Genomic DNA, 21,110 nt, shown 5'->3' on the forward strand with positions numbered 1-21,110 from the left:
GCTCTCAGATGCCCCACTTCTGGACGATCCTGGCGAGCGTGCCGTCGGCCTTGACTGCCGCAATCGCCTTGTTGAGGCGGGCCAGCGTCTCGGTGTCGCCCTTGCGCACCACCAAGCACACGTCACCCACGTTCACCGGCTTATAGCTGTCGACCAGCCTCACGCCGGGAAAGGTGTTCTGGCGGATCTGGTAGGCCATGATGGGTTGGTCGCCCAGCCCGGCCTTGATGCGGCCGAGGGAGAGGTCGCGCGTCATGTCGGCCACCGAGTCGTAGCTGCGCACCTCCTTGAAGATGCCCTTCTTGTTCAGCATGTCGAGAAAGACGGTGCCGACCTGCGCGCCCACCACCTCGCCCTTGAGCTCGTCGAGCGAGACATACGCACGGGCGTCGTCGGCCTTGACGATCAGGCCCTCGCCGTACGAGTACACCGGGTCGCTGAAGTCGACCACCTCCTGGCGCGCCGGCGTCTTCAGCATGGCGGCCGAGACGATGTCGATCTTGCGCGCGGTGAGCGAGGGGATCAGCGCCGAGAACACCGTCTGCTGCACGTTGACGTTGAAGCCGCCGGCCTTGCCCACGGCGGTGACGGTGTCGACCATCATTCCCTGGATGCTGTTGGTCTTCACGTCCAGGAAGGTGAAGGGCACGCCGGTGGCGGTGGCGCCCACGTTGTAGGTCGGCGCGGCGCCCTGCGCCACGGCCAGCGAGGCGCCGCCCGCGATGCAGAGACCCAGGGCCAGGCGGTGAAGGCGGCGAACGATGCGATTCATGGATGCACTCCTTGAAGGACTGAAGTTGGAAAGATGGACGGAAAGGGCGGGTGCTTTTCGCGATGCAACATGCGTGCCAATAATCGATTCTTTCGAATCTCTGATCAATAAATGAAAACCACTAGTCGATCTGTAAATATCGATATTCGATATCTAAGACGAACGTAGCTATACTCCGACGCCATGGACGCCACACCCGACGCAGCCCCCGAAGACAGCCAGAGCCTGCTTTTCAACCAATCGCTGGAGAAGGGCCTGGCCGTGCTGCGCGCCTTCAGCGCCCGGCGCCGCACCATGACGCTGGCGGACGTGGCCGCGGCCACCGACATCACCAAGAGTTCCGCCCAGCGCATGGTCTTCACGCTCGAGAAGCTGGGCTACGTGCGCAAGCACGCGAAGACACGGCGCTACCAGCTCACGCCGCGCGTGATGGAAATCGGCTTCAACTACCTCGCGGCCAATTCGCTGATCGACGTGGCCAATCCCTTTCTGTCGGAGCTGACCAAGGTGACGACGGAAACCTCCTGCCTCACCGAGCCGGACGGGCTCGACATGGTCTACGTGGCGCGCTTCGTCAGCGCGCAGTTCGTGCCGGTGCACATGCCCATCGGCAGCCGCATCCCGATGTATTGCACGGCCTCGGGCCGCGCCTTCCTGAGCGCCTTGCCGGAAGACGAGGCGCGCGCGCTCATCGAGGCGTCCGACCGCACGGCCCATACCATGCACACGCTGACCGATGTCGACGGCATCCTCGATGCGCTGCGGCAGGCGCGGCTGCAGGGCTTTGCCACCAATGCCGAGGAACTGTTCCTCGGCGACATGACGATCGCCGCGCCCGTGCTGGGCAGCCAGGGGCGCCCCGTCGCATCGGTGCACGTGGTGGCGCCGACCAGCCGTTGGACCATCGACGAAGCCGTGCGCAAGCTGGCGCCCACGCTGCTGCTGTGCGCACGCTCGCTGACCAGTTCCGCACGCAGCATCGACTGACGCCCATACGGTTTCGGACATCGGCCAGGCGGCGGCTGGCTTTATGCTGTGCGGGATCACAACGCAGCAGCAGAGTCCCCCCACCATGACCGATTTCCGCCCCACCTACGACCAGAACTTCGACCGCATCGGCACCGACCGCCTGCCAGAGCTGCTGCGCGCCATGCCCAAGGCCGAGCTGCACATGCACATCGAAGGCTCGCTGGAACCCGAGCTCATCTTCGCGCTCGCGCAGCGCAACGGCGTGTCCATTCCCTACGCCAGCGTGGAAGAGCTGCGCAAGGCCTACGCCTTCACCAACCTGCAGAGCTTCCTGGACATCTACTACGCCGGCGCCAGCGTGCTGCTGAAGGAGCAGGACTTCTACGACATGGCCTGGGCCTACCTGGAGCGTGCCGCCGCCGACAACGTGGTGCACACCGAGATGTTCTTCGACCCGCAGACGCACACCGCGCGCGGCGTTCCGATGGAAACGGTGGTCAACGGCCTGCACCGTGCATGCGTCGACGCCCAGCCCAAGCTGGGCGTGAGCGCGCTGCTCATCATGTGCTTCCTGCGCCACCTGAGCGAGGAAGAGGCCTTCGAGACGCTGGAGCAGGCGCTGCCGTATCGCGACAAGTTCGTCGGCGTCGGCCTGGACTCGAGCGAAGTGGGTCATCCGCCCGAGAAGTTCGCACGCGTGTTCGCACGCTGCCGCGAACTGGGCCTGCACCTCGTCGCGCATGCCGGCGAAGAAGGCCCGCCGGAATACGTGTGGAGCGCGCTCGACGTGCTGAAGGTGGAGCGCGTCGACCACGGCGTGCAAAGCGCCAAGGACCCGGCGCTGATGAAGCGGCTCGCGCAAGACCGCGTTCCGCTGACCGTGTGCCCGCTGTCGAACCTCAAGCTCTGCGTGTTCCCCGACCTCGCGCAGCACAACCTGGGCATGCTGCTGGACGCGGGGCTCGTGGCCACTGTCAATTCCGACGATCCGGCCTACTTCGGCGGCTACATGAACCAGAACTTCACGCAGACCTTCGAGGCCACCGGGCTCGGCGTGCGCCACGCCTGGCAGCTCGCGGCCAACAGCTTCGAGGGCAGCTTCATCGATGCCGCGGCCAAGCGCGCTTACGTCGACCGCCTGAACGCGGTGTTCGCCGCGTTCTGATCCGGCGCCGCATCGGCAGCGGGGCGCGGCACCAGCAGCGGCATCGCCGCCAGCGCGCAGGCGCTCGCGGCCAGCCACACCAGCGGCCAGCCCTGCAGCGCCATCAGGTGCGGAATGGAGAAGGGTGTGATGAAGCACACCAGGAACACGCTGGTGTTGGCCATGCCCAGGGCCGTGCCCGCGCGGGCCGCGCCGGCCAGCGTGGCCAGTTCCGTGTAGGCCACGCCGTGCCAGGCCGACACGCACACGCCGCTCGCAGCCAGCAGCACGATCAGCGCGACGCGCAGCGCCGCCGAGTCCGCGACATGCGCGCCGCCGAGCAGCACCAGCAGCGCCAGGCCGGCGAACAGCAGCACGCTGAGGCCGCTGCAGGCGCGCAGGTAGGCCGGGCGATTGCGGCGGCGATCGGTCCAGCGGCCGCTCCACACGCGCATCACCATCGCGCCGATCTGCACGAACACCATGGTGGCGGTGATTGCCGCAAAGCCCGCGTGGCCGAAGTCGTGCAGGAACACGGTGCCGAAGGAAAGCACCGCGAACTGCGGCGCGCAGAGGATGCCGATGCCCGCCACGATGCGCCACACGCGCGCGTCGCGCAGCGGGCCGCTCCGAGGCGCCGGTGACTCGGAGGCCCCCGGCTTGCCGCGCGGCGCGACGGGCGGCTCGTGCACCCAGGCCCAGCTCATCGCGGCGCTCAGCGCGCACAGCAGGGCCAGCAGACCGTACAGCGCGGCGAAGCCGAAATGCAGCGCCACGAAGGGCAACACCAGCGCGCCGATGCCGCCGCCCAGCGGCACGGCGGTCTGCCGGATGCTCATCGCCAGCCCGCGCTCGCCGGCGCTGAACCATGTCATCACCGCGCGGCCGCTGGCGCCGTTCACGCTGCCGCCGAGCAGCCCGACCAGCAGCAGCCCGGCGCCGAGCCAGCCCAGGCCGGGCACGTGGCCGTCGGCAGGCGCCGCCCACAGCGCCATCGCCACCAGCGCAAGGGCGGTACTGCCCAGGCCCGTGAGCAGCACCGGTCGGTCGCCCCAGCGGTCGGTCAGCAGGCCCCAGGGCAGTTCGCTCACGGCGATGCCCAGCCCCATGAGGCCGAGCACCAGCCCGAGCGTGGCGTTGTCGAGCCGGTAGCCGGTGCGCATGAGCACCGCGGTCATCGGAATGCCACTGAAGGCGACCGAGAAGGCCGCGTTGGCCGCCACGCCGGCGGCCAGCACTTTCCAGCGGTGGCGGGGTGCGAATACGGGAGAGGGGGAGATGTTGGAGCTCATGTTGCGGTGCAGTGTCCGCCGTTGCAAAGGTTTTGAAAATCAGAAAATAATCGGCCTATCGTTCCAAAAAACAGGACGATTGAAATCGCAGGAAAAAGGAAGACCCAAGGAAGACCCATGTCCCAGGTGATGTTCGATCTCGACGTGCTGCGCAGCTTTTCCACCGGCATCGCGCTCGGCAGCTACGCACGCGCGGCCGAGAAGCTGGGGCGCTCGACCTCGGCCGTGAGCGCGCAGCTCAAGAAGCTGGAGGCACAGGCCGGCACCGTGCTTTTCCGCAAAGCGGGGCGCGGCCTCGAACTCACCGATGCCGGGGAGACGCTGCTGGCCTACGCCCACCGGATGCTCGAACTCAACGACGAGGCCAGCGCCGCCATGCGCGGCGTTGACCTGCAGGGCGCGGTGCGGCTGGGCCTGCAGGAAGACTTCGGCGAGACGCTGCTGCCGGCCGTGCTGGGGCGCTTTGCGCGTGCCCACCCCAAGGTGCGCATCGAGGCCTGCGTGGCACGCAGCGCCGACCTGCGCGAGCGGCTCGAACTCGGCCAGCTCGACCTGGCGCTCGCGTGGGACGCGGGCGACCAGCCCCTGTCGCCCTATGCCGAGCGCGTGGCGCGGCTGCCGCTGCTGTGGATCGGTCCCAAGTCACCCGACCGGGTCGACGCCGCCTGGTGGACCGAGCGCGAGCGCCGCGGCCCGGGCGTGCGCAAGAGCCGGGAGCCGTTGCCATTGATCATGCTCGACGCGCCGTGCCCGTTGCGCGAGATCGTCATCGCCGCGCTGGACCGCGCCGGCGTGCCGTGGCGCCGCTCGTTCGCCAGTGCCAGCCTGTCGGCGCTGTGGGCGGCCGCCTCGGCCGGGCTGGGCCTCACGGTGCGCACTCCGTTCGGGCTGCCCGCGCATGTGCGCACGATCGATCGCGCGGTGCTGTCGCTGCCGGCACTGCCGCAGATATCGCTGTTGCTCTACCGCGCGCAGGCCCGTGCCGAGGCCCCTGCGAGCCGGCTGGCTTCGCTGCTGCTCGACGCGGTGCGCCAGCATGTACAGGCCGACGCGCCGGCCGCTGCACACTGAAGGAATGCTGAAGGCGGGTGGGCACAATCCCTTGCCTGGCCGCCGTGGCAATGCGTGAAAATCCGCCGCTGGAGACAAAACAAAAGTGATACGGCATGGCCTCGCAGAATTTCTTGCACCTGTGGGATGACAGGTTCCTCTACATCACGCCCGCCATCCAGTCGGGACTCACGGCCCGCTCTTCGGCCACGTTGCTGGCATCGGTCAGCGGTCATCCCTTCACGCTGGAGGCGGTAGACGGCACGCGCACGCGCTGCACCGCCGCGCTGGTTGCGCCGCATGTCTCGCGCCGGCTCGACGTCGACGGCTGCGGGCTGCTGTCGCTCAACCTCGACCCCGCTTCCAGCGCCTACCGCATGCTCGCCAAGCGCATGGGCGGCCACGGCATCCTGCCGATCGACGCGCGCCGCTTCGGCCGCCTGCGCGACGACTTCGATCCCGCCCAGCGCGGCGAGCTCGGCAACGACCGGCTGCAGGCGCTCAGCGTGAAGCTGGTCGAGGCCATCACTGAATTTCCCGAGATCGAGGCGAGCACCGACCGCCGCATCGAGCGCGTGCTGCAGGCCATCCGCGCGCATGCGGGGCAGATCCAGCTGCGCGAGCTGTCGGCCGTGGCCTGCCTGTCGCCCGACCGCCTCACGCACCTGTTCGCCGAGCAGGTGGGCGTGTCGATCAAGCGCTATGCGCTGTGGACCAAGGTGCGCCGCACGGTGCAGCAGTTCACCGCGCACCGGCCACTGACCGACGTGGCGCTGGTCAGCGGCTTCACCGACGCGGCCCACATGAGCCGCACCTTTCAGCGCTACTTCGGGCTGCCGCCGTCTTTCCTGGCGAGCCAGGTGAGGGTGACGGCGGACGAGCAGGCGTCGCACGCCTGGGGGCACTAGCGGGCCGCAGTCAGCTGCAAGCCATAGGCAGAGCCGTTCCATCACGGCCCACCACCAAATCCGCAAAGATGCTGAGAAGTCTGCGATTAAATCGATAGCTTGCTTTCCCATGGTGCGTTCGTTGCCGGATTCTTGCCAGAAGCATCAAGGATGCCCACGCACCGAACAGCATCACACCGCACAAACTGCTGCAGGAAATTTCGGAAAATGTGGTCTTTACCTGCACGAACTGCTCTGGTCATCGCGTGCGCGCAGAGCGGGCGATACGTTGTTGAGTTCCATGGAATCCTGACCCGCGATTTCCATCGAATATTGACCCACCCTCTTTGCGAGCCAGCCGGCTCACGGTGTGGATAAGTTCTTGGCTTTCTCCTTTTTAGGTTGGACTGCTTGAACGGGTTGAGCCGAGCTGTGCTTGAAGCGGAAGCTGTCGTTTCCGGTCTCCAGAATATGGCAGTGATGCGTGAGCCGGTCCAGCAACGCCGTCGTCATCTTCGCGTCGCCGAAGACGCTGGCCCACTCGCTGAAGCTCAAGTTGGTTGTGATCACCACGCTCGTGCGTTCGTAGAGTTTGGACAGCAGATGGAACAACAGCGCGCCACCTGATGCGCTGAACGGCAGGTAGCCCAGTTCATCGAGCACCACCATGTCCGCGTACATCAGTCGGTGCGCGATGTGGCCGGGATTGCCACTGGCCTTCTCTTGCTCGAGTGCGTTGACCAGTTCTACCGTCGAGAAGAAGCGCACCCGGCGGTGTTGGTGCTCGATGGCCTGCACGCCCAGCGCCGTGGCGATGTGGGTCTTGCCGGTGCCCGGACCGCCCACGAGCACCACGTTCTGCGCATCGTCCATGAACTCGCATCGGTGTAGCTGACGCACCAGCGCCTCGTTGACCTCGCTGTTGGCGAAGTCGAAGCCAGCGAGATCGCGATAGGCTGGGAAGCGAGCGAGCTTCAACTGGTAGGCCACCGAGCGTACCTCCCGCTCGGCTGTCTCTGCCTTTAGCAACTGCGAGAGCATCGGTTGGGCCGCCTCGAAGGCCGGCGATCCCTGCTCGGCCAGCTCCGCGACGGCCTGGGCCATGCCGTGCATCTTGAGTTCGCGCAGCATGATCACGATGGCGCCGCTGGCAGGGTCATGTCGCATGGCGCACCTCCTGGCTACTCGACTTGGAGTTCAGCGGCCCGCGCAGGCCGCCAGCAGCGCTGGCACGCCCCCGGAGCGTGTCGTAGCGCAGCACATCGGCCTTCGGCTCGTTCATCAGGCGCAGTGCCTGCGGTGCCGTGACAGGCGCCGGCGCAATGGGCTTGGCATCGAGCAGTCGGTGCAGCACATTCAGCACATGAGTCTTGCTGGCCACGCCGGCTTCCAGCGCCAGTTCGACCGCGGTCAGCACTGCCTGCTCGTCGTGGTGCAGCACCAGCGCCAGGATCTCCACCATCTCGCGGTCTCCGCCTGGCTGCTTCAGCAGCGCGGCCTGCAGCCGCCGGAAGCCCTGCGGCAGCTCGCTGAAGGGCGCTCCGTTCCTGAGCGCTCCTGGCTTGCGTTGCAGCACTGCCAGGTAGTGCCTCCAGTCGTAGACGGTCTGACCTGCGGTGTCGTGGCGACGGTCAATGATGCGCGTGTGCTCGCACACGATCTGGCCCTCGGCCGCCACGACGAGGCGTTCGGCGTACACGCGCAGGCTCACTGGCCGGTTCGCGTAGGAGGCCGGAACGCTGTAACGGTTGCGCTCGAAGTGCACCAGGCAGGTGGGCGAGACGCGCTTGGTGTGTTCCACGAAACCATCGAAGGGTCTGGGGATCTGCAACAGTAGTGGCCGTTCCTGCGCCCAGACATCGGCTACGGTCCCTGGCAGCTTGCCGTGGACGATCTCGCCCCACAGCGCCTTGCAGCGGTCCTCCAGCCAGTCGTTGAGCAGCGCCAGCGTGGCGAACGCCGGCACAGGTTGCCACAACCGGTGGCGCGCATCACGCACGTTCTTCTCGACCTGGCCCTTCTCCCAGCCCGAGGCCGGGTTGCAGAACTCGGCCTCGAACAGGTAGTGACTGACCATGGCGCTGAAGCGCGCGTTGATGTCGCGCTCCTTGCCGCGGCGTACCTTGTCCACGGCGGTCTTCATGTTGTCGTAGATGCCGCGCCGAGGCACGCCCCCGAGTACCTCGAAGGCCCGGTTGTGCGCATCGAACAGCATCTCGTGGGTCTGCAACAGGTAGGCGCGCACGATGAACGCACGGCTGTGGCTGAGCTTGAAGTGCGCCACCTGCAGCTTGGTGCGTTCACCAGCGATGACGGCCCAGTCCTCGCTCCAGTCGAACTGGAATGCCTCGCCGGGACCGAAGGCCAGAGGCACGAAGGTGCCGCGCCCGGTCGTCTGCTGGACCTCGTGGAGATGCGCATGCCACGCTCGTGCAAAGGCCGCCACGCGGTTGTAGGAGCCCTGGTAGCCCAGCGCCACCAGATCGGCGTGCATCTGCTTGAGCGTGCGCCGCTGCTTGCGTGACTTAGACGCCTCGCTCTTGAGCCAGCCGCCGAGCTTCTCGGCGAACGCGTCGAGCTTGCTCGGGCTGATGCGCTTCGCGTAGCTGGGCGCCGCCTCGCCCTCGCGAAGGTACTTGCGGATGGTGTTGCGAGACAAGCCCGTGCGCCGGGCTATCTCTCGGATGGACAGTTGCTCTCGCAGTGCCCAACGCCTGATGACACTCAGTGTCGCCACGTCAATCACTCCTGTGCTCCTGCTGCTAAAAGCAGCAGGTTAGGGTTATCACGTGGGTCAGATTTAGATGGAAATCACCGGGCCAAGTGGGTCACTTCTGGATGGAAATCAACAGCGGTGGGCGTGGTGGTGAATTTTGCCTACTACGGGCTGGTGTTCGTCTTCAGCCTGTTCTTCCAAGCGGTCCAGCAGCTCTCTCCGCAACAGACCGGGTTGGCCTTCTTGCCTATGACGGCCATCCTGATGGTCATGAACATCGTCGCCGGAAGGTTGGTTACTCGCGTAGGTACGCGAGCCCTGATGGTCGCCGGACTGGCGCTCGCTTCGTTTGGCTATCTACTGCTGCTTCGGGTCGACGCCGACCGCTCCTATCTGACACTGGTGCTACCGATGCTGCTTGCAGCAAGCGGCATCGCGTTGGTGGTTCCAACCATGACCAACGCGACTTTGTCAGCAGTCGACGCGGCGCATGCAGGCATCGCGTCCGGCGTCCTCAACTCGGCCCGTCAGATTGGAGGAATGCTGGGGGTGGCCGTGTGCGGGTTCTTCGTGCGAGACACTGAACCAGGCATCTTTCTGCACGGCATGCATGTGTCGCTTGCTTTGGCCGTCGTTCTCTTGTCTGCGGGAGGCATCCTCAGCTACCTTGGTTTGAAAAAGCATACCCGTGCGGACATGGTGGCACCGCATGGTTGAACCGGCAAACCGACCGTCGGCTTCTGGCCGGGTGCCGTCTCTGTCAGGTGCGGGGTTGACTACGGTGCATCCCCCCGCAATGCGTTGGCCCAATCTGACCTGCAGTGAAATCCACCCGCCGATTCTTGGCGCGGCCTGCTGTGTCCCCATCGCTCGCAATGGGCAGTTGCGCACCATGCGCCGAGATGGCAATTTGCTCGCTCTTCACGCCGTACTCGACCAGCAGGTCTTTCACCCCGATAGCTCGGCGCAACGATAAGCGTTCTGAGTCACGCTCATCGGCCGAGGCAAATCCCTCTACGACCACTCGGTTTTCAGTCGCTCTTGCACTGCACGCCACAGTCTCTAGAGTCGCCAAATCATCAGGGCGAAGTTCGGTGCTGTTCTTCGGGTAGAACAAGGTTCCGTCGGCGAACACGAATGACAGAGAGGTCGCAGCGAGAGGAATGGCGCAAATTGCTGACGCGAGCACCTTGCAGAAAAGTCGTAGCACTGGTTTCTACCTTTCGGGATCGTCACGTGCGTCTGGCCTATTTTGACTGGGCTGATGGATATTCACACGCGCATTTCTGAGGCAAGTCTGGAGGACCGCTCCTGGCCGCATTTTTCCATTGCCCTATCGGGGTCGGCAGAGTTCTATCAACCTAGCGAATGTTCCCTGGGAGATAGCTAGCGTGAAACCTTCGCATGATTCCTGCGAAGGAAAGTAAGCGTCGTTGTCACCGGTTGAATCCGCCGCCCGAAGCGGCCGTACGGACTACTCTAAAGCAGCCGTCGGTGAGCTACTGACGTCGCCGGACAGTCGATCACGGGATTGCTGCGCCCGAAACCTTAGCAATGACACTGGTGGTCGGAGGATACGTGAGGTCAAGCAGCACCTTCCCAGAGTAAGTCGCAATCACAGGGCCGTTTCCCTCACCATTGGAGTGCTCGTCACCATGCGGATCTTCGATGACGCATGCCGCGAAACCTTGCGCGTCAATGGAAGCGATGCAGCCTGCGTGTGGACGCCGAGAAAAAGCAACCGATGCGCCCTCGAACGCTGCTCTGTCGCCGCTTAGCTTGATAGACACCTCGTCATGCCCAACACGCTTGGGTTGGGTGATTTCGACAGGTGACCATCGAGGCATAGATGGCTGGTAGGGGCCGATCGCTTCTGCATGCAACTGCCTCTGAGCGGCAAGTACTCCAAGAAGCGCGGCATGGGAGAGCGGTCGCTTCTCGCCTGGCACGCAGTTCACGGTGTTGCCACAGATTGCGAGCGAGAACCGCTGAAGCGGGTCCAGCGTCAATGCCAGCGTGTAGAGCTGTTCGATCGCAGAGAGGTCGTATCGGCGGCCAGCGACGGCGGGACATTTGCCGCCAGGAATGACGATTTCCGCCGAGGCTGCAGGCCCCGACGAATCGACGATGAGCGCGGTGGGATGAAAAGCCTCACTTGCGTCCTTGTAGCCCAATGCCAGGGTGCGCGGCTTGGCCGTGCGAAGTACCGAGTAGAAGGCGACCGAGCGATCGGACACCAGCGCGGACGGTGTGAGCAAGCGAGCTCGGTCATCCGGAGATGACGCCTGGAAACTTTGGCAGCCCTCTACCGGCAAGTCTGCAGAGCTCGGTGCGGTCTTCGACCGATACAAAACGAAGAAGGTCGCCCCGGCGGTCAGCAGGGTCATGAGAATGACCCCGGCAGCAAGTTTCATTTGAATGCTCCTGCGTGACGCGGCGCTGTACCCCAGCACTGCGCACTGCATCACTGAACCGTCAGCGTCGACTTCGTCGGCAGATCGAGATAAGTCGCCGACTCAGAGCCGGCGAAGGTCACTGTGACCTCGCGTAGCTTCGGATCGATCGGGCTGGTGCGGATATCGCACGAGCCCGTGCCTTCGTTGTCGGTCGTGGCGATGCAGGTGCTGCCCGTGTCGTTCGCCATGAAGCTGATCTGCTGCTTCGCGACCGGTCCCCATGCCGAAGACAGCTTGGCCGTGACACTGGCGGATCCTGCCGCTGGGGCCGTAACCTCAAGCTTGGTTGCGCGCCACACCGGAATGACCGCGGTGGCATCGATCTTGGCAACCCACGCGGCCGCGCACTGACGATAGATCGCCAGGCCGCGAAGCGCCCGGTCTTCACCGACCGTGAACGGACTCGGCTGTGTGAGGGGTGAAGCCGCCAGCTTGTCGAGGTTCTTCAAGGTGCCGTCGAAAACCGGATGCGGGTGAATGCTGCCCTCCACCCCGATCTGCTTGGCCAGAACGTAGGTACGTTCAACGGAGTCCAGATAGGCGCGTGCGCCGGCGATGTCCGACGGCATCGAGGATCCGCCGACCGCCACCACATTGATCTGCCGTCCCCCGTCATGCACCGGGATGATTGCACTCGTCGAGCCTGCTGTATGACCCGGCGTGGGAAGGAAGGTCATCAGGCGGCCGCCAAAGTTCATTGCCTTTGGTGTGAGGTCACTAGAGTCAATCAACGTCGGTGCATATGCCTTGCCCGCCGCATCTGCGGATCCCAGGAGAATCTGCGGCGCATAGTTGTTCTTCAGGTACACGGCGCCGCCATCGTGGTCGCCATGACCATGCGTGAGATAGACGCCGGTGAGCGGCAGGTTGGCGCTCATGCCCAGCGAGTTCAATGCAGGCACCGTGTACGTCTGGGCCTCGGTGGCATTGTTCAAGGAATCCACCAGCATGAAGCCGCTGCTTGACTTCAGGATGTACTGCCCGACGTAGCGGTTGCCGATGTACCAGGCATCGTCATAGATCTGGGTCAACGGAACACGCGCCGTGTCGTTGCGCGCAGCTGTCCGCAGGTCCAGCCTGTCTTCGGCGAACATGCAGTAGTACGTCTTGTAGGTATCAAGCAGCAAGGCATCGGTGCCGGCGATCTTGGTCGCGGCGTCGACATGCCTGGCGACTTCGCTGGCGAAGGTTGGCTCGGTCGGAGGCGCTGCCGGTTCTTCCGGAGTGGTCGTGGGTGGTGGCGATGGCGGCGGCACCGTCGCCGCGGGCGGGGGAGTGAAGAAGGCTGCAGGGTTGCCAGAGCCGCCGCCGCAGGCCGCCAGAAGGGCAAGTGGAATCGCCGCGGCGAGGCACCGGAACTCGCCTGTCTTCGGATGCAATGGATGCCGTTTCATGTTGTCTCCTTTGTAGTTATCGATGCCCGAACTCGCGAGGCGCGTTAGTTCTTGGGTGTGTTGCTTTGCTTGACGAGTTGCTCGTACTGCGCGTTGCTTTGCGCAACGAAGGCACCGAACGCCTGCGGGCTCGCCGGTTCGGAAATCTTGACCCCCAGCTCCGCGAAGCGCGACTTGACCTTCGGTTCCTTCAGCACCTCGGCGAAGGCGACGTTGAGCTTGTTGACGATGGGCGCTGCAGTTCCCTTCGGCGCGAAGAGACCGGTCCAGAAGAAGAAATCGGCGCCTTTGAGTTCCGGCGTTTCGCCGGCGGAGGGCATGTCCTTGTTGCCCAGGTCCCGGTCCTTGCTCAGCACACCCACGCCGGAAAGCCTGTTGCCCTTGATGTGCTCCAGCAGGGCGGGCAGCCCGGAGACGCCCACGTCGACGTGGCCGCCCATGACATCCACAGCGATCTTCGAGGCGCTTGCGTAGGGGATGAAGTTCAAGTCCACCTTCGCCCGACGCTTGAAGTCCTCCATTGCCAGCGCTGGCAGTGAACCGGCTCCAGTGGCGGCGTAGGTCACCTTGCCCGGGTTCTTCTTCGCGTAGGCGATCAATTCCGAGAGATTGCGGATCTTCAGAGCTGGATTGGCGACGACGCCGAGGCCGCTGGTTCCGAGCGGGCCGATGGGTTCCAAGTCCTTGTAGGTGTAGCCAGCGCTGTTTTCGGTCAAAGGAGCAAGGACCACATCCGAGACGATGCCCATGAGGATGGTGTAGCCGTCATTGGGTGAACGCACGGCGCGTGCCACGCCGATTGCGCCACCCGCACCCTGGATGTTCTCGACGATCACCGGCTTGCCGATCTTCGCTTCCAGTTCTGGAACGATGAGGCGCGCGAAGACGTCGACGGAGCCTCCCGGCGCGTACGGCACGATCAGCTTCACCGGGCGCTCGGGATACTCGGCAAGGGCTGCAGTAGGCGAGCCTGCGAACATGGCGCAAAGTGCGGCGACGCCTGCGAGGCGCGAGATGATTTTCATGATGTCTATGTCTCTTTCTTGGTGGGGATGTCAGTGGTCGAGCCAGGCGACGACGTCTTGGAAGACCTCGTCGCTGTTGCTGTCCATCATTGGGAAATGGGAGTTGCCGCGAACGCCCTTGGCGGGAAGATCGAGCGTGGTGATGTCCGAGGTCTGTGACACCGCGGCGAAGTAGCCGTCGGCCTGCCGGCGGTAGCCCATCCAGTGGCTGCCTGACGGCTCGATGTGGTCGCCCCAGACGACGAGGTGCGGGGGAAGGCCTGCGGCGGGCAGTTCGTCGGGCATGCCGCCGGGTTCCACGGCCACGACCCGCTGCACCAGGTCTGGTCGACGCCGCGCAATCTCGACCGCGAAGCCCGCGCCCTGGCTGTGTGCGACGACCATGCATTTGCCGACGCGTTCCACCAGCGCCTCGTAGGCTTCCAGAATCATGTCTTCGTGAGCAGGCCACCGGGGGACCCACTGCTTGGTGAACTCGTCGAAGCATTCGACCGGAAAGCGCTGGCCCGCAAACACATGGCGCTCGGAGCTGTCACCGGCATAGTGCAGGCCGAGCCGGAAGGTCTTCCATCCCTCCTCGGCCGTCCGGAAAACCGGTGACTCGCGATAGATGTGTGGTGACATGGCGAAGGACGAGCGCCCGCGTTCCGCGGCGTCGCAACAGAACACGTCGTAGCCGGCTTCGAGGAAGCGCCAGAGCCAGCCAGGGCGACCGTCGGGCGTCGTCTCCCAGGTCGCGCCTGTCATGCCGCCGCCGTGCCACAGCAGGACCGGCAGCGAATGCCGGGGCGACGCGAGCTGGAAGTGTTGGGCATACATCTGCCCGTACACGTGGTGGCCGTTGGGGTTGACCTCGCGGGGCGCTCCGTTGAGCACCATGCTGCGATGCTCGACCGGCAGATCGGCCAGCACGGCGGTCTTCCCGCCGACAAACAAGCTGCCGATCGATTTGAGGTGGATGGATGGAGTCTTCATGGGGATTCGTTCGTCTGCGCGGAGGTTGGAAGTGACCCCTGGTAGAGTCAAACGCATAAATTGCACTGATTGTTGAGATATGCGCATCCAATACAGCGTCGACGACCTCCGCGGTTTTTGCAGCCTGGTCCGGCTCGGGCAATACACCGACGCGGCCGATCAGCTCTGCATCACGCCGTCCGCTCTCAGCAGGCGTATCCAGAATCTCGAGCGCGCCATCGGCGGGAGGGTGTTCGACCGCACGACGCGGAAGGTGCTGCTGACGCCTGCCGGTGTTGCCCTCTATGAGCGCGTGGTGCCGCTGCTCAGCGATCTCGACAGCGGCCTCACAGAGGCGGCACGCGTGGCAAGAGGAGAGGAAGGCGCGCTGGTTGTCGCCACGGTGGCGACGGTTGCTTACTCGAAGCTTCCTCAGGTTCTGCCTGAATTCTCGAAGCGCTACCCCAAGGCATTTCTGTCGATTCGGGACGGCATCGCAGCGTCGATCGCGACCCTGGTTGAAGAGCGTGTGGCCGAGTTCGGCATCTCCACGCATATGTCCTTCGGTCCAGCGCTTGAGGCGAAGCCGATTGCGCCATATGGCTTCAACCTGATTGCCGGAGCGGCGCACCCCGCTTTGAAAAGACGGAAATCAATCGCCTGGACCGACCTGCCTGGCCTGCGGGTAGTCAGCCTCAACCGTCTTAGCTCCACGCGACTGCAGGTTGACGACGAGCTGGCCGGGCGTTCGTTGCCGACACCCTGGTACATGGAGGTCGATCAGTTGTCGACGCTGCTTGGACTCGTACAAAACTGGGGCTTCACGGCCGTGTTGCCGTCGACGTTCGATGCTCGAGCCATTGGCTTGCGTAGCGTTCCGATCATCGAGCCCGAGATTCAGAGAGAACTCTTCTTGGTGAAGCGGCGGGACGCCTCATTGTCGCCCCACGGCGCTTTCCTGGCTGAGCTGCTATCGGTTGCGTTTCACCGGTGACAGAGTTGTGTTCAGCAGTTGACGAATCTCTGCACTAGCGAGATGCTGATCAATGAGCGCTGCTGCGCTGGTTGAATTGATCGCGACGCGAAGCGGTCACGAATGCGATCGAGTTTGCGCGGTGAAGGCTCATTGGCGCACATTTCGAGACTTTCAAGACACCACTTTCGATGGTCAGGACGCAACTCGAGCAGCCGCACGCAGCAACGATCTCTTGGCGATGGCCAGGCTGGCCAGCCCGAACAGGCTGAATAGCTGCGCCTGGTTCTTTGCCAGCCCCTTGTAGCGAACCTTCTTGTGACGGAACAAGTTCTTGATCACGTGGAACGGATGCTCGACCTTCTCGAGCATGCGCGCCCACTCGCGCGTCGGGTCCAGTTGCCGGCGCTTGCCCAGCTGCATCGCCACGTGCCACTTCGGGCCCTGTGCTTCCTCGCGCTTGTCGATGCCCCGGTACCCGGCATCGCCTAAGGCCGCGGTCTCTTCACCATGCAGCAGCCCGCCGGCTTGCGTCGCATCGTTAGCCAGGGCGACAGTCTCAGACTTTGATGCGAACTAACGATGCGCCTCGTCGAAGTAATCACGAGTTGTGGACCTCTGCATTCTGGCTAAACGACTTTCCTGTCTTGCCCTGCTCCACATTTTCAGGTCGCCACGAGGCGAACATCTTTGGTTCTGGAACTGGATGCCTGGCTTGGCTTTCGCCTTCTGCAAGTTGTGATTCGAATCACATTTCGGAGTCGATAGGGGTTCGCAGCTCCTGATTTACTTCCTCGCGTTCATTTTATTTCGCCAAATCGGGCGTGAATGCAATATCGTTCGAGGTCTATCTGTGAATGAAAGTTGCGTGATGTTCCGTGCCGACTTTCATCCAAGCAAATCAGCCACATCTCGGCGTGACAACGACCCCGATGGGTCAGTGCTGGGTCAAATGGTGTCTAACAGACGCCGCATCATCGTTTGGGCCACGTTCGGCGCTGTGGTCGCACTCGCCGTGCTATGCGCGTTCCTGATCGCTGACGAACAACGCAAGATACGCTCGGCCGCGGCGACCGTGATCTCCAAACCGCTTGAGCGGGTCGCCGAAATCAATGCGGCGTTCGCGGAACTTCGTGCCTTGGATGCCCAACCATGCTCCGCGACGCATCTTGCAGCACTGCGGTCCATCGCCTTTCGATCCGCAATCATTCGCGACGTTGTTTACCAAGGCGAAAGCGCTGGCTCGCGGTGCAACGGCAACCTTGGCGCTGCCGCTTCCGGCCTCCCTTCCAAGAGTCCCGATTTCACGACGGAGACAGGTCGCCAGATATGGCGCAATATCGACCTGCCGCTCTCGCCCGGCGTCAAATCCACCCTCGTCAAAGAAGGCGCCTACGAACTCCTCATCGCACCGGAGAAGCTGCCGGCGACGGTGGAGGATGGCCAGTACGCCCTGAGCGTTGTCCTGTTGAACAGAGCAAGCAGCACGATGCTCGTCGTGCGTGGAGCAGATCCGGGTATCGGTCAACCGATGTTCATCTCGGGCTCCACGTACTGGCTTCAGGGTGACCTGATTTCAGTCGCGTGTCTGCCTGGGCAGATCACGTGTTATGTGCTGAAGGCTCACGGATCGACTGTCTTGATGAGCAACCTGATGCTGCTCATCTTCACAGGAATTCTCGCCGGCACCGGCACGGCGCTCGGCGTCGCCTCATGGTCTGCTCGCGGGTACAGAATGCGCACCATCGATGCGTTGCTGCGCGAGGCGGTTACCCAAAAAAAGCTGTTCATGCACTACCAGCCGATCGTGGACAACCGTACCGGCGAGACTGTCTCAGCGGAGGCGTTGATGCGCTGGACCCTCCAAAGCGGAGAAAGCGTCTCACCTGTGGCATTCATCCCCATTGCCGAAGCGAATGACTTGATCGGCAAGTTGACCCTCCTGGCGCTTCAGCGGGTTTCCGAGGACTTCGGCGCCTTCCTTCGAACCCACAGGAACTTCAAGATCAGCGTAAACGTCATTCCCGCGGACATGGTGGACAGCAGCTTTCATGAGTCGCTGCAGCATCACTTTGAAGAAGAGGGCATCGCCCCCACGCAATTGGCCTTTGAACTCACAGAGCGCACTTCTGCAAAGCTCGAATCTGCAGTGACCGTGATGCTGGAGCTGGGCGCTCGTGGGCATGAAATCTGCATCGACGATTTCGGCACAGGGTACGCCAACCTGTCCTATCTCAGCGATTTGAAGGTCGACAAGATCAAGCTTGACAAGAAATTCACCGACACGGTGGGTACGGGCACATTGAGGGAGCGAATCGTCCCATCCGTGATTGAACTGGCCAGGGAGCTGGGTGTAGAAATCATCGTCGAGGGAGTCGAGAGCAACGAGCAGGTCGAGTACTTCCGAAACCGCGGCGTGCACCTGATGCAAGGCTGGTTTTACGGTCGCCCGCAGCCTTCGGCGGAGCTGATTCGCACGCTGGAGGCGACCCAGGGCCGAGGAAAGAGCCAATTCCCCAGGCCTGTCGACATGCTGGCCGACGAGGTCCGGTACGAGGGAAAATCTCCAGCCGCGGCAATGCCGAGCCCGGCATAGCGATGCTTTGCATGCGGCTGGACGGATTGGCAATTGAGCACACTTACTAAGGTCGGGTCTGGAGGGGAATCTTGAGGACAATCAGAGCAGCGCTTGTTGACCAAGATCAGATTCGCAGAGGTCAACTGAGTTCGTATCTGCGACGGATCGGCCCCTCCGTGCATGAGTTTCCAGATTCCAACGAGTTTCTCGAGCAGCTCGCGAAGAATCACCAGTTCGATGTGCTGGTGATGACTGTCAACCGCCATTCAGAGTGGCTCGGCGTCTCGGGCATTTGTCGGGCAAAGGATGTTCCGGTCCTTCTCTGTCTGGATGAAATGCAATGGCGATCGTTGCCGCGCAACGCCGATTTTTTCGGCGCTAGTGTCATTGGCATCACGACGTTGAGCGGGGATGAACTTGAATGGAGGATTGAAGCGCTCCTGCACCGGTCCGGTTTTCGTGCAGTGCGCAGCGATGCCGAGCGGGAAGTAAGTTGGGGTGACTATCGCTTTGTAATGGACGGCCGCCATGTGGTGATTCACAAGAACCTTGAAATTCAGCTCCAGCCGCTTCAGTTCGACTTGGCTATCACTCTTTTCGGCAATATTGGGCATGTGGTGTCGCGAGAACTGCTCATGCGCTCGTTGTGGAATGGTTCCACGCAAAGTCGCCGATCTCGGGCGTTGGATGTATGCGTCGCCAGATTGCGAACACGCCTGGCCTTGCGCAAGGAAAATGGATTCTCGCTGGTACCGGTTTACGGACATGGCTACAAGCTGATGGCCGCAACTGCGGATGCGGCTTTCACCCAGGACAATCCTCAGAATCGTACGCATGAAAACGCCGTCCTGAAACCCGACGACCCGGTTCATGCGGACCCGTGTGAAAGACAGGCAGACGGTTAGCGCCTCTCCGCTGATCGTCGGTCCTCGTCCAGATATCGAGCGTCAAGTCCGGGATTGGTGTCCGAGGTCCGTCTATGCGATGTTTCGACCAGCAAGAAAGCGAAGTACCACCGAGTTGAAAAGCGCGGGGTTGTCGCGATGAACGCCATGCCCTGCTGCCGGAACTTCGATCATGCTTGCGTGTGGCATCAGTGCCGCAAGCGCACTGGATACAGCCCGGTGGATGGGTTGCGTTAGCTCGCCGCGCAGCAGCAACGTCGGGATCTCGAGCGTGGCAAGCGCTTCGACGTCCAGCGCGGGATAGGGCTCGCTCGACAAGGCGAGCGCGCGCATTGCCTGCGCGTTGCGACGGCGGCCTGCCAGCCCGGCTTCTGACATCGCCTCCTTGCTGTCGCGCCCGTTGATTCCCCCCGTCAGGATGTCGATCGCACGGTCGATCTCGCCCTCTGCAAACGCCGCGTCCGCCGGCCGCAGCACTTCGCGCTCGAAGAGCTCGCGGGCCTCTCGTCCGCCGGGCACCCGGTCCGCGAAAGGCAGCACGGGTGGCTCCGTCAACGCAAGGGCTCGAACTTTCTCCGGCCAGCGCAGGGCCAGCGCGAGCGCGGTGTACGCGCCGTAGGACGTGCCTACCAACACCGCAGGCGCGGCGTGGATGGCGTCCATGAAACCGGCAAGGTCATGGGCCTCGTCGGTGACCGAGTGAGTGGTACTGCCCAGAAGGTTGCGGTTCGGTGAACTGAAGCGGCGGCTGTAGGTGATGCAGCGAAAGTGCGGCACGAACGACTGCCATTGCGGCGCCCACGACTGCCAGTCGCCCATTCCCCCATGCACGAAGATCAGCGGGGTTCCGATGCCGGCCTCGGCGTAGTGGATTTCGATGTCGTTTCCGATGTCTATCCGGTTCAGCGGTAGCGATGTCAGGCTCAATTTCTACTCCGGCTTGACGTTGGCGAGCAGCGGACGCACGCGCTCTTCTTCCTGGGCGAGGAATCGGCCGAAGGCCGCGGGCTCGGCAAATTCGGCCACTACGCTGCCCGACTTGAATTCGGCTTCCCGGTAGCTTGCGCTGGCCATGATCTCGCGCACCGCGCTGCTCAGGCGGGCCACCACCGCGGGAGGCATATGCGCAGGGCCTATGAGCCCGGTCCAAAGGTCGGCCTGCACGTTCTTGACTGTCTTGCCCTCGTTCACGGTGGGTATGTTGGCGGCCGTCGGGTCGCGGTGCAGCGAGATGATGCCGATGGCCTTGAGCTTGCCGTCGCGGATGAACGGCAGCGCCGAAGTCAGCGCGATCGTGCCGAGTTGCACCTGCCCCGCGACAAGGTCGTTGAGCAGCGGCGAGCCACCCTTGTAGACAACGTGGGTCATCTTGAAGCCGCCTGCGTCGGCCAGCATCGTGCCGCCGAAGGTCTGCATCGTGGCCGTGCCGGTGGCGCCGGACAGAAGAGGTTCGCGACTCTTGCGGCCCAGTTCGATCAACTCGTCGACATTGTTGGCACCGAACCCTGGATGCGCGACCAGCACCGTCGAGTTGTTGGATATCTTCGCGATGGGCGTGAAATCGCGCGCTGTGTAGCCCGCCTTCATCACGGGCGGCGCGACCACCAGTTCATTGACCGTGCCGATCATCAAGGTGTAGCCGTCAGGCTGCGTGCGAAGCATGCGCTTGCCGGCCACCGTGCCCGAGGCGCCGGCGACGTTGTCGACGATCACGCTCTGTCCCAGACGCTTGCCAAGCTCGAGCGACAGTCCACGGGCCACGCGGTCGACGGCCGCGCCCGGCGGGTAGGGAACGATCAGCGTGATGGGCTTGTCGGGATAGGTCTGCGCAAAGGCGGGCAAGACGCACGCGGCGGCGCAAGCCAGGAGCAGCGACGCCCGCAGGCGTCGTCCGTGTTTGAAGAGGGCCAAATGAATGTCTCCGGTTCGATGTTTTGTCCTCCACAGTTTGGTTGTTGAAGCGATAGACTTCCAATCAATTTTTGCCAGCTGCTA

19 protein-coding genes and 1 pseudogene are annotated in these 21,110 nt (G+C 63.4%); 8 read left to right on the forward strand and 12 right to left on the reverse strand.

The window, feature by feature from the left end; translation table 11 throughout:
- Positions 1 to 4: 4 nt before the first annotated feature.
- Positions 5 to 772: an ABC transporter substrate-binding protein gene (locus tag ACWV14_RS33390; protein ID WP_454908100.1), complete on the reverse strand. Its 768-nt coding sequence runs from the start codon at positions 770 to 772 to the stop codon at positions 5 to 7.
- 183 nt (positions 773 to 955) lie between these two features.
- Here ACWV14_RS33390 and ACWV14_RS33395 point away from each other — a divergent pair, with 183 nt between their 5' ends.
- On the forward strand, positions 956 to 1,759 hold the full coding sequence (locus tag ACWV14_RS33395; protein WP_454908101.1) for an IclR family transcriptional regulator: 804 nt from the start codon (positions 956 to 958) through the stop codon (positions 1,757 to 1,759).
- An 85-nt stretch (positions 1,760 to 1,844) separates the two neighbouring features.
- Complete coding sequence (locus ACWV14_RS33400; RefSeq protein WP_454908102.1) at positions 1,845 to 2,906, forward strand: adenosine deaminase; 1,062 nt, start codon at positions 1,845 to 1,847, stop codon at positions 2,904 to 2,906.
- Here the strand turns inward: ACWV14_RS33400 and ACWV14_RS33405 are convergent.
- The gene (locus ACWV14_RS33405; protein WP_454908103.1) at positions 2,867 to 4,177 is read right to left on the reverse strand and encodes an MFS transporter; all 1,311 of its coding nucleotides are present in this window, start codon (positions 4,175 to 4,177) and stop codon (positions 2,867 to 2,869) included. The genes ACWV14_RS33400 and ACWV14_RS33405 overlap by 40 nt on opposite strands.
- A 117-nt stretch (positions 4,178 to 4,294) precedes the next feature.
- Here ACWV14_RS33405 and ACWV14_RS33410 point away from each other — a divergent pair, with 117 nt between their 5' ends.
- On the forward strand, positions 4,295 to 5,248 hold the full coding sequence (locus ACWV14_RS33410; protein ID WP_454908104.1) for a LysR substrate-binding domain-containing protein: 954 nt from the start codon (positions 4,295 to 4,297) through the stop codon (positions 5,246 to 5,248).
- 95 nt (positions 5,249 to 5,343) lie between these two features.
- On the forward strand, positions 5,344 to 6,135 hold the full coding sequence (locus ACWV14_RS33415; protein WP_454908105.1) for a helix-turn-helix domain-containing protein: 792 nt from the start codon (positions 5,344 to 5,346) through the stop codon (positions 6,133 to 6,135).
- 342 nt (positions 6,136 to 6,477) lie between these two features.
- Here the strand turns inward: ACWV14_RS33415 and istB are convergent, their stop codons facing one another.
- Positions 6,478 to 7,281 carry an IS21-like element helper ATPase IstB gene (gene istB / locus ACWV14_RS33420; protein ID WP_454901618.1) on the reverse strand — a complete coding sequence of 268 codons (804 nt, stop codon included), beginning with the start codon at positions 7,279 to 7,281 and terminating at the stop codon, positions 6,478 to 6,480.
- Positions 7,271 to 8,860 (reverse strand): IS21 family transposase, encoded by a 1,590-nt coding sequence (gene istA / locus ACWV14_RS33425; protein WP_454901620.1) that lies wholly within the window; start codon positions 8,858 to 8,860, stop codon positions 7,271 to 7,273. Before istA ends, istB begins: the two co-directional genes overlap by 11 nt.
- Here istA and ACWV14_RS33430 point away from each other — a divergent pair.
- The gene (locus ACWV14_RS33430) at positions 8,807 to 9,547 is read left to right on the forward strand and encodes an MFS transporter (RefSeq protein ID WP_454908106.1); all 741 of its coding nucleotides are present in this window, start codon (positions 8,807 to 8,809) and stop codon (positions 9,545 to 9,547) included. The two genes, istA and ACWV14_RS33430, sit on opposite strands and share 54 nt — an antisense overlap.
- Before the next feature lie 43 nt (positions 9,548 to 9,590).
- Here the strand turns inward: ACWV14_RS33430 and ACWV14_RS33435 are convergent, their stop codons facing one another.
- The 5 genes from ACWV14_RS33435 to ACWV14_RS33455 form a co-directional block, all read right to left on the reverse strand.
- Positions 9,591 to 9,965 carry an OmpA family protein gene (locus ACWV14_RS33435; RefSeq protein WP_454912831.1) on the reverse strand — a complete coding sequence of 125 codons (375 nt, stop codon included), beginning with the start codon at positions 9,963 to 9,965 and terminating at the stop codon, positions 9,591 to 9,593.
- A gap of 388 nt (positions 9,966 to 10,353) precedes the next feature.
- Entirely contained in the window at positions 10,354 to 11,244 is an 891-nt protein-coding gene (locus ACWV14_RS33440; protein WP_454908108.1) for a hypothetical protein, read from the reverse strand.
- Positions 11,245 to 11,294: 50 nt separating this feature from the next.
- A complete protein-coding gene (locus tag ACWV14_RS33445; protein WP_454908109.1) occupies positions 11,295 to 12,680 on the reverse strand; it encodes an MBL fold metallo-hydrolase in 1,386 nt (461 codons plus the stop codon).
- A gap of 44 nt (positions 12,681 to 12,724) precedes the next feature.
- Positions 12,725 to 13,705 (reverse strand): Bug family tripartite tricarboxylate transporter substrate binding protein, encoded by a 981-nt coding sequence (locus tag ACWV14_RS33450; RefSeq protein ID WP_454908110.1) that lies wholly within the window; start codon positions 13,703 to 13,705, stop codon positions 12,725 to 12,727.
- Between the two features lie 30 nt (positions 13,706 to 13,735).
- Positions 13,736 to 14,680 carry an alpha/beta fold hydrolase gene (locus tag ACWV14_RS33455; protein WP_454908111.1) on the reverse strand — a complete coding sequence of 315 codons (945 nt, stop codon included), beginning with the start codon at positions 14,678 to 14,680 and terminating at the stop codon, positions 13,736 to 13,738.
- A 79-nt stretch (positions 14,681 to 14,759) separates the two neighbouring features.
- On the opposite strand from ACWV14_RS33455, the gene ACWV14_RS33460 reads away from it, so the two are divergent.
- A complete protein-coding gene (locus ACWV14_RS33460; RefSeq protein ID WP_454908112.1) occupies positions 14,760 to 15,653 on the forward strand; it encodes a LysR family transcriptional regulator in 894 nt (297 codons plus the stop codon).
- A 174-nt stretch (positions 15,654 to 15,827) separates the two neighbouring features.
- Here the strand turns inward: ACWV14_RS33460 and ACWV14_RS33465 are convergent.
- A pseudogene (locus ACWV14_RS33465) lies at positions 15,828 to 16,172 on the reverse strand (transposase); the annotation flags it as partial.
- A gap of 331 nt (positions 16,173 to 16,503) precedes the next feature.
- Here ACWV14_RS33465 and ACWV14_RS33470 point away from each other — a divergent pair.
- Together ACWV14_RS33470 and ACWV14_RS33475 are read left to right on the forward strand one after the other, a co-directional pair.
- Entirely contained in the window at positions 16,504 to 18,228 is a 1,725-nt protein-coding gene (locus ACWV14_RS33470) for an EAL domain-containing protein (protein ID WP_454908113.1), read from the forward strand.
- 158 nt (positions 18,229 to 18,386) lie between these two features.
- Positions 18,387 to 19,115, forward strand: coding sequence for a winged helix-turn-helix domain-containing protein (locus tag ACWV14_RS33475; protein ID WP_454908114.1), 729 nt, complete (start codon positions 18,387 to 18,389; stop codon positions 19,113 to 19,115).
- 72 nt (positions 19,116 to 19,187) lie between these two features.
- Here ACWV14_RS33475 and ACWV14_RS33480 read toward each other — a convergent pair whose 3' ends face one another.
- Together ACWV14_RS33480 and ACWV14_RS33485 are read right to left on the reverse strand one after the other, a co-directional pair.
- Entirely contained in the window at positions 19,188 to 20,042 is an 855-nt protein-coding gene (locus tag ACWV14_RS33480) for an alpha/beta fold hydrolase (RefSeq protein ID WP_454908115.1), read from the reverse strand.
- A gap of 3 nt (positions 20,043 to 20,045) precedes the next feature.
- A complete protein-coding gene (locus ACWV14_RS33485; RefSeq protein ID WP_454908116.1) occupies positions 20,046 to 21,026 on the reverse strand; it encodes a Bug family tripartite tricarboxylate transporter substrate binding protein in 981 nt (326 codons plus the stop codon).
- Positions 21,027 to 21,110: the final 84 nt, after the last annotated feature.

The sequence above is a fragment of the Variovorax durovernensis genome (assembly GCF_977011995.1).